The organism is Mucilaginibacter sp. (assembly GCF_036383575.1).
Taxonomy (GTDB): domain Bacteria; phylum Bacteroidota; class Bacteroidia; order Sphingobacteriales; family Sphingobacteriaceae; genus Mucilaginibacter.
Genome location: NZ_DASVOB010000678.1, coordinates 1 through 9396, shown reverse-complemented (window position 1 = coordinate 9396; position 9396 = coordinate 1). Strand labels below are relative to the sequence as shown.

Genomic DNA, 9396 nt, shown 5'->3' with positions numbered 1-9396 from the left:
AGCATCACGCTGAGGTAACGTTCATCCATCTGCTTTTTATAAAGTTTGGCATAATAATCATTGGTATACAATGTTATTTCATACCTGTATTTTTTATAATTAATAGATTTTTTTGTTAAACGGGTTGGTATAGCCAATCCGAAATCAGAAGGACTATAATTATTCAATTCGGAGTTATTGACCTTTTTATCATTGATCCAAACCCTCGATGTAGACGAAGTTCTCCAGATTTCAAGATCAGCCTGGCTTGGATGTTTGGCTTTTAACGGTTCTCCCTGGTAGGTAAACATTAGCATTTGGTTTTCCTGCTGGGCACGGCTCATACTTTTAAAGATGGTTTCCAGTTTTGCCCTGTCCTCTACAGTAATTTTCGCCGGATGCTTAATAAACCTGTCGGTGCCTTCAAAATACTTTTCAACTGTTTGCTGATATTCCTTTAGCGCAGCTAACGAAGCGCCATCTTTTGTATAAGGATAATTACTGGCCACCAATTTATATGGGGACTGTTTTGTTGAGGTGGTATCTCCTAATGCTTTTTCTATGATGGGCGTAGGATTCTTTACCGAAGCAAAAACAGTAAAAGCTTCTGTTTTAGAACAAAACAACAGAAATGCCGAAATAAATACGGGTACGGTTACAATCTTTGTCCAAATGGCATTAATTGCAGGTGTGGATCTGGTCATCATAATTAAACGTTTTTTTATGATTAAATAATTGAATTGACTCGTGATACTTAGTCCGTTGGATTGGTTTGCTGTATTAAGCAGCAAGTATTGATAACTTGTTATATCTGTAGTGTTATCAATTGCAGCGGCATCAGCAATAAACTCATGATTTAGTTCGATAGCTTTTCTGTAAAAGGGAATAAAAGGATTAAACCAGCAAACCGCCTGCAATAGCTCTATCAATATAATGTCAATTGAATGAAGCTGCCTGGCATGGGTTAGTTCATGCTTCAGAATAGCCTTTTCGATATTTTTACTGTGGTAGTCATGCTTATTCAGAAAAATGATATTCAGAAAAGTATGAGGCGTATGGGAGTTTTCAACCAAGACCAACCTGGCTCTTTCGTAGGAAAGACACTCGCCGTTCTTGACTATTGATTTAATAATGTACAAGTTACGAACAAACCTGAACAGCAATATCAGCACACCTGAAATGTACAGAGCCAACAAACAATAGCGCCAATAATTGATGTGATCATTTGTTGTTACTGTATGAGAAGCTGGCATTTGTGGTTGGGGTTCGGTCAACCACATCTCTTTTGAAGATGGAAAGGTAATTGCATCTTTAACCGGTTTTATTACATCAACTATAGGTATGTTGCTTTCTATCCCGATGAAAGGCACCACTAACGAAAAAAGCATGCTAAATAACAGGTAGTACCGGTTAAATGTGTAAAGTGTTTTGCCTTTTAAAAGCATCTGATAAATGATCAGCAATAAACCCGAACACAGGCTAAAACTTATTAAATTATTGATCATTTTTTTGTCTTTTTAAGTTGTTCGTCAATTATCTTTTTCAAGTCCTCCAGTTCTGCATTGCTAAGGTTGGCCTCACGGGTAAAAAAGGAAGCAAATTGCATGGAAGAATTTCCAAAGAAATTCCTGATCAACCCCTTCACGTGTGTTGAAAAGTAATCGGCCTTTTTTACCAGTGGGAAGTACAATCTTGAGTTACCCATCAGGTGATAGCCAACAAACTCTTTATTCTGCATCCTTTTTAATAAAGTGGCTATAGTAGTAGTTGCCGGCTTAGGATCGGGATAAGTATCTATGATGTCTTTCATAAATACCTCGTTTCTCTCCCAAATGATATCCATTAATTGCTCTTCGGCTGCGGTCAATTTCATTTTACTCTACGATTTTAGAATTTACTCTACAATTGTAGAGTAAAAAAATTAAAATTCAAAATAATTATTGAAATATTGTAACTAAAAAGCACATTCAACCCTCTCCTGCCCCTCAAACTACACCAGAAATGTTTATGAGATGTTCTGTGCCCGCAAACTGAACGGCAGCAATTCAACAGAACGTAATTCGATAAAAGCAGCAAAGGCCATCTGCGTCATTGTTGAGGTTCGGAAGATGCAGATCGGTTGGAAATTCTGCTTAAAAAAGCTATGTCATACGAGGAGCGGAATGGGCAAAAGCACTTAGGGCGACGTGGCAATCCCGTAACTATACAGGGCGGACATGCATTGGCTACGAGATTGCCGCGCTACGCTCGAAATGACATATTTTTTTGTACCGGTGTTGGTTTTAGGTTCTCCCTGCACCGTTGTTGGTGTTGTCACCAACAACAACCTGGCAGGTAACGCGGACCCTCACTGGCTTGGAGCAGAGTTGTTGGTGACAACACCAACAACGGCTAAGTGTCCGAAAGATAAAGATCGGTTGGAAATTCTGCTTAAAAAAGCTATGTCATACGAGGAGCGGCATGGGCAAAAGCACTTGGGGTGGCGTGGCAATCCCGTAGCTATACAGGGCGGACATGCATTGCTACGAGATTGCCGCGCTACGCTCGCAATGACATATTTTTTGTGCCGTTGTTGGTTTTAGGTTCTCCCTCCATGTTCAGGTCAGTGGTGCTACTTATTTTACTTCTGCCCTTCTTTATGATTAAAACTGTTAATGGTATTTCCATCATATCTGTACACCCCATCCGAGGCACCAAACCAAATACTGCCGTCATTAGCTTCTAAAACCCCGCAGATCATTCCCTTTTCTGGTTTTATTTCGGTTACAGCAGGCCTTTTATTGGACAAGGATTTCTTATCATAACGAGAAAGCACCCATAGGTCTTTTTCACCTGTTAAACCAGATAAAACTTTTTTGTCATAACTGGAAGATGCCCAATCCCGGTTGTTAACACTTTCTGAACTTGTCCAGATATTGCCTTTTTTATCTTCATATATATAACCAACAAAATTCCGGGTAACATTGGTAAATGTGCTACCGTTGTAGCGCCAAAGTCCATCAACGCATCCCAGCCAAATATTGCTCTGTTTATCTTCGATTATTGAACGAACATTAAAATGTTTGCCTTTATGAGTGAAAACCCTAATTCTTTTTCCATCATAAATACAGACATCGCCACTCGTACCAAACCAAAATTTCCCAACTTTATCTTCGATGATCGCAAGGATACTATTATTAGTCAAACCTTCTTTCATTGTATAATTTCGAAAGAATTTTCCATTATAGCAGCTTGCGCCACCATCGGTACCAAACCAAACATTACCGGTTTTATCTTCATAAATACAAGTAACGCCATTACCCGAAAGCCCTTCCCTGGTTGTGAAATTTTTAAAAGTTCTCCCATCATAGAGAAAAACTCCCGATCCGATGGAACCGAACCATAAGTTGCCTTTTCTATCTTCTAAAACAGAAAAAAATGTAACCGAACTTACTGTACTTGTGATATTGGTAAAAGATTTCCCATCATATCGAAAAACCCCGTCAAATGCAGCAATCCAAATGTTACCTTTTTTATCTTGTATAATATTACGCGCGATTCGGTTAGGTCCAGCAGAAGAGTCTCCGCTTTTGGTCTGTTTTTGCTGAGCCTGTACAGGAAAATATATAAATCCCGCCAACAGAATAACCATACATAACAGAGCGTTTCTTTTATTTTTCATATCAAGTTGATTGAACGAAATTACTTTGATATCTCTACTTGATGGAATCAGGATTGTAAATAAAAATGTAAAATCTGTAAATAAAATCCCCGCGATGATGCCCCATAGCCGAAATTTACTCTCAGGGAAGCAGACAAGATAAAAATCCTGGTTATATAAAAAGCCATAGCAATCATCTCGCTATGGCCTTTCATATATAATATTATAAAATCAGCTTACTCAGCAGCTACCAATACTTTAGCGTCATCGGCAACTAATACTGCCACCGGCACAACAACGGATATCGGGCTACAATATTCCTTCAAAAAATCAGCTTTCGAGTCGCGGTATGAGCTTACGGCTCCCAGCATGCTCATCATTTTGATATAGCACCAGGCCAGGTCAAACTGGTATGGTTTAAAGCCAGAACGGGCACTTTTAGGATACAGGTGGTGGTTATTATGCCATTCGCCTGCAACGTAACCCGGCCATAACTGATTGATTGACATATCCTCGCGGTTATGATCGATACCATCGCGACGCATGTCTTTGCCTTTGCCATGACCTTCGTAATTAAATGTACGTACACCAACTGCCCAGATCCCTGCCGAACCAAATACTGCGCAGGCAAGGGCCGACCCGCCTAACAGGTAGAAAGCTGCAAACCAAAACCCCCAGTTTAGTATAATACCAACTATGGTACGGGTTGGGTTGGCAAGGGTTCCCCATTTTTGATACTGCTTGTAAGTATTGGTTGTAACACCTGTATGTTTCATCAGGTTAACACATTTTTTATAGCTGGCTTCGTCCATGTTGCGGGCTATAGGCTGGTGGTTAACATCTGCCAAAAAGCAATACATAAAACCGCCTTGTGCATTGTACGGGTCACCGGGTTGATCAGATAACGCGTGGTGTACGTGGTGCGATACCGCGTAGATCTCTTCAGGAATAATTTTAAGCGTAAGATTTTGGGTAAAAAAGCGCCAGAATTTATTTTTAAAAGTATAAGCGCCATGGGTGCAATACCGGTGGTGCCAGATAGTACCATGGGTCCCCATAATGATCATACTGTATACAAAAGCAACGATAAGACCTGTAATACTGAAATATTTAAAAATGAACAGGCCCAAAAACGGTACCAAAGCCACAACCAGCGACCAGCTTAAAAATGAAAGCCAGTTTTTTTTATCGCTGAATACATTAAGCCGTTTAAAAAATTCCTTTACAATTTGCTTGTTAGTGGGTTTTGAGAGATTGCCAAGTTCATCTGTCCAACCATATGCAGGTGGTTCGAGCACAGTGTTTAAAAATGCCATTAAGTTTCGGGGAGATTAGTTAAGCGAGTGGGAAATTTATGTTTATTTTGTCACAATATAGTAAAAAGTACTTATTGCTTATACGTAATAACGGGATAAATAGATTTAAATTACCCAACAAATGATTAAAACTTTTTCAAAATAATTAAATTTCTTTATATGAAATTATAAAAGCCTATACAAGCTACATATTACTTAATAAGCATTAATCATGTAGTAAGATTACAGATTTTAAATAGGAATAATTTTTGAGGAAGGGTTAATCTGTTACCAAAGGAAGACTAAAACTAAAGGTACTGCCCTTGTTTACTTCCGAATTTACCCACAACCTGCCGCCGTTAAACTCAATAAGCTCCTTACATAAAAACAAGCCAATACCTGTTCCCTTTTCGCCGGAGGTGCCTGTTACGGTATATTTTGTATTCAGGTTAAATAAACGGTCGAGTTTTTCTGCAGGGATGCCGTTACCTGTATCCATAATGCTGATCACCAGTCTATCTTCATTAACGGTGCTTAATAAAGTAACCATACCGTTATCACCTGTAAACTTAATAGCATTGCTTACCAGGTTACTTATAACTACTTTTATATGTCGTTCATCGGCCTGCACACACATCCCCGGTAGTGCTTTGTTTTCAAACCTGATATTTTTTTGCTGAAAAAGGTAACTAAAGATCCTCCCGATCTCAATACCTGTTAAATGAATATCAACTGCCGAGGCTTCAAGGTTAATCCCCCTGATCTGGCTCCCCGCCCATTCAAGCAGGTTTGAAAGCGTTAACTCAGCACCCTGCACTACCGGCTCTATTTCCTGCATCAAACTCTGCACTTCTGCATCGGTTAAAACACCTGTACTGTACAGGCGCAATATCGAATGCAGGTTAGCAAGCGGCGTACGCAGGTCATGGCCAATTACAGCCAGCAATTTATCTTTAAGGTTATTTATGCCGGCCAGGTTTACAGATTGCTCTTCTATCAATTCTTTCTGGATCAGCAAGGCCTTATGCTGCTTACGCATCCGGTTTGTTAATATCCGTTTTTGTTTGTATAGATAATAGGTAACCGATAATGCCAATATTACAACCAGTAATGAAATAAGCAGGGTAATGATAATAACCTTCTGTAAATGAATTTTGTTGCTGTATTCCTTAGCCTTTTGCTCAACCGCGGCAATGGCATTAAGGCGGCTGTTCAGCTCAAAATAGCTTTGGATCAGCTCCGTATTTTTACGCTTATTGGTCGCGTTAAGGCTATCAAGCGCCTGGGTGTATTTTTTTTGATAAGCTAACGATTGTGATATATCGTGCTTTTGTTCAAATCCGTAGGCAATGGTTTTATAGGCCGATGAGATACCATCCATAACACCAATACTATCAGATAAAGCCGCGCCTTTTTGAGCAAGATCAATAGCTTTATCATATTGACTTAGCGAATTGTAAATAGTTGCCCGCTCAATAAATGATATAGCCCTTAACCTCTTGTTGTTAACAAGGTAGCTCATATGCAAAGCGGTGTCTGAATAAGCAATTGCCTGCTTATATTCCCCTTTTACGCGGAAAGCATTGGCAAGCCGGCTATATAATATACACAATGCAGATTGGTCATTAATAACACGGCTAAGATGCATGGCCAGTTTGGCATTGGCAATCCCTTTATCATATTGCTTCAGTTTTACATAAACAAATGACCGTTCATTATAAACTTCAGCAAGCATCTTCCGGTCGGTACCGGCAAAATCTGAAGCCAGGGCTAAATTTTTCAGTGCCAGGTTATAGTTCTGCAAATCTGTATATGACCGGCCTATGGAGCTATAGCAATGGGCCAGAAGTAAAGGTTTGTTTTTTGGCAGATAGCTTAAAGCCGAATTAAAATAAAACAAACTGATAGGGTAATACGACTGCGACCAGTATACATGCCCGAGGTTTAAAAATGCACAGCCTGTACCCTGGTTATATTTTATTTTTTCCGACAGCAGTAACGCGTGTTCGGCCATAGCCCTTGCTTCGTACGGAGCGCTAACATAGGTTTCCTCAACAAGTTTGTTAAGGCTATCAATAGTTTTGATTAATGCAGGCGATTTTTTCGGATCGATTCCGTTTTCTTTTTGCGCATAAGTAGTACCATGCATCAATAACAGCAATAATAAACCTACGGGCCTCGTCATTCGTTAACAGTTTCAGACTGCAATCTAATAATAAACTTCATGTACGCAATAGCTATCCGGCAACAAGGCAGCGCTCACCCTGCAACAGCGCAATACAATGCTCATAATTATCAGGCATTTGAATCTGCTCAACTTCTTTCATATAACTCTGCTTAATTTCCTTACGGCGGCGCGCTTCGATAAAACGCCTAACCTGCTCCCGGTTTTCAAGCACCAGGCCGGGTACTTTAGCAGGCTTATTGTGCTCATCCCGGGCTACCATAGTAAAGTAGCTGGTATTAGTATGTTTTACCGAATGATTTTTGATATTTTCGGATATCACCCTGATCCCCACAACCAGCGATGTGTTGCCTACATAGTTTACCGATGCCATAAGCGATACCAGTTCCCCAACCTCCACCGGCTGTAAAAAATCTACAGTATCGATAGATGCGGTAACGCAATAGTTACCCGCGTGCTTGGCGGCGCATACATAGGCTACTTTATCCATCAGTGAAAGCAGGATGCCCCCATGGATCTTTCCACCGAAATTGGAGTAAGAGGGGATCATTAGTTCGGTGATAGTGGCCTGCGAAAACGCTACGCTTTTGTAGCCGTCGATATCGGATAAAGTGCTCATAAATAGTGATAATATAGTATAAGGTTATTGACTAGCCCAACTTGTGCAACATTAGCATTGCGTCGTATAAAACCGTTAAACCTTTTTTAAACTTAATGGTCAATAACCTAAATTGACCCTAAACTATGAAAAAACACGTAAGCTTACGTTTATCGGCATTCTTTTTTTATCAAACAACATATGCCCGGCTGCTCCGCGAGATGCGGGGAACTGTATTAATCACGAAGGCAGAAGATAATTTGTATCCTGCTTTTTTTGGAGATACATTAAACGCTGTTATATATTTACAACAATCTATAACCCTGCATTGAAAAAGCTTATTTTAACCTTCATATCGGTATTTTATATCGGCTGTGTATTTGCACAAACACCTGCTACAAGTAAACCCGGTCCGGAAACTGTTGTTATAAAACGTCGCCTTACCGATTCGGTGGTCGAACGGTTTAATGTGCTTAAAAACAATAAAGGCATTCGCCAGGGCTTATACCAGGCCCTTTATCAAAAAAACTATGCGCTTGCCAGCGGATATTACGACAATGATAAAAGAACCGGTGTCTGGCATTTTTTCGATAACAGGGGCCACCTGGTGCAAAATTTCGACTACAAAATTAACCAGGTCACTTATGAAGCCCCGGAAGACAGCACTTCAAACCTGCAATACTTTGTTGATGTAAAACTTAACGATACGGCCAAAACAACCAAACCTGTTAAAGTAGGCGGCAGGTTTTTCGGGTATCTCCCCTACCTGAATCTCTTTAAGTTGCCGCCTGATTTGATGAACCTTAACCCAAATGTATCATTTGGCGCGGTTGAACTGTTGATCAGTCCGCTGGGTAGGCTTGCATCATTTAAAGTGCACGTATATAGCGGTCAGTTTGAAAAAACTTTTAATATGAGCATCCATGTGCCTGATCCCGCCGATAAGATCTTTGTACCGGCTACCGTAAACGGTGAGCCCGTTAGCTGCCGGGTATTTATAAAATGCGCTTTCAGGAATGATGGGGGATTGGAGTTTTATTGAGTAGATGGGCCTCTGCCACTCTAAACTTAAAAGCGTCTCTAAACTTAAAAAGCGTCATTGCGAGGAACGAAGCAATCCCAAACTATACAGGGCGGCTCTGCAAATCGGGGATTGCTTCGTACCTCGATTTCTATGATCTAAGCAACTAATTTGAGACAATTTTTTTCATATTTTCTATTTTGGTTTACGCAAGAGAAGATGCGTTGTACAAGTTTGTTTCTGACAGCATTTAAAACGCTCATTTTATTCTTTTTTTCGACATTAACTTTTCGTTCATAATAGAGCCTCAATTCATCGTTATATTGGATAGCTACTAGCGCAGCCATGTGTAAAAGTGTTTTGACTTTTTTATTGGCCATATGTGAGACCTTGCCTTTACCTTTGAACACTCCGGATTCTTCCAAATAAGGCACCAGGCCCGCGTAACAGGCATATGAACTTGCATTATTGAGGTCTTTAAACTCATTGGTTGTTACTATCAGTTGTATTGCTGTAACCTTGCCAATGCCAGTCACTGAGGTAACTAAAACAAACAAGCGCCTTAATTCCGGATCTGCATTAACGATATTCATGATCTCTTTTTCTACACTCTCTAAACTGGCCTCAATACCATTGAGCGCTTTATTGCATACGTTAGTATTTTGCCTGGCTGCTTTC

Annotated in this window: 8 protein-coding genes; 1 reads left to right on the top strand and 7 read right to left on the bottom strand. The window is 40.1% G+C overall.

Annotation, left to right across the window (positions count from 1 at the left end; all coding sequences use genetic code 11):
- The 6 genes from VF500_RS23695 to VF500_RS23670 all read right to left on the bottom strand — a co-directional run.
- Positions 1–1484, bottom strand: a 1484-nt coding sequence (locus VF500_RS23695) for a M56 family metallopeptidase (protein ID WP_330862040.1), incomplete at its 3' end; no start/stop codon positions are given.
- Positions 1481–1852 (bottom strand): BlaI/MecI/CopY family transcriptional regulator, encoded by a 372-nt coding sequence (locus VF500_RS23690; RefSeq protein ID WP_330862039.1) that lies wholly within the window; start codon positions 1850–1852, stop codon positions 1481–1483. The genes VF500_RS23695 and VF500_RS23690, both read right to left, overlap by 4 nt.
- A 747-nt stretch (positions 1853–2599) precedes the next feature.
- On the bottom strand, positions 2600–3640 hold the full coding sequence (locus tag VF500_RS23685) for a ligand-binding sensor domain-containing protein (protein WP_330862038.1): 1041 nt from the start codon (positions 3638–3640) through the stop codon (positions 2600–2602).
- A gap of 215 nt (positions 3641–3855) precedes the next feature.
- Positions 3856–4935, bottom strand: coding sequence for a fatty acid desaturase (locus VF500_RS23680; RefSeq protein WP_330862037.1), 1080 nt, complete (start codon positions 4933–4935; stop codon positions 3856–3858).
- A gap of 259 nt (positions 4936–5194) precedes the next feature.
- On the bottom strand, positions 5195–7099 hold the full coding sequence (locus tag VF500_RS23675; RefSeq protein ID WP_330862036.1) for a tetratricopeptide repeat-containing sensor histidine kinase: 1905 nt from the start codon (positions 7097–7099) through the stop codon (positions 5195–5197).
- A 52-nt stretch (positions 7100–7151) separates the two neighbouring features.
- Positions 7152–7718, bottom strand: a complete 567-nt coding sequence (locus VF500_RS23670; protein ID WP_330862035.1) for an acyl-CoA thioesterase — start codon at positions 7716–7718, stop codon at positions 7152–7154.
- Positions 7719–8025: 307 nt separating this feature from the next.
- Between VF500_RS23670 and VF500_RS23665 the strand changes: the two genes are divergently transcribed.
- Positions 8026–8739, top strand: a complete 714-nt coding sequence (locus VF500_RS23665; RefSeq protein ID WP_330862034.1) for a hypothetical protein — start codon at positions 8026–8028, stop codon at positions 8737–8739.
- A gap of 137 nt (positions 8740–8876) precedes the next feature.
- Here the strand turns inward: VF500_RS23665 and VF500_RS23660 are convergent.
- The coding region (locus VF500_RS23660; protein ID WP_330862033.1) for an IS110 family transposase at positions 8877–9396 on the bottom strand (520 nt) is incomplete at its 5' end.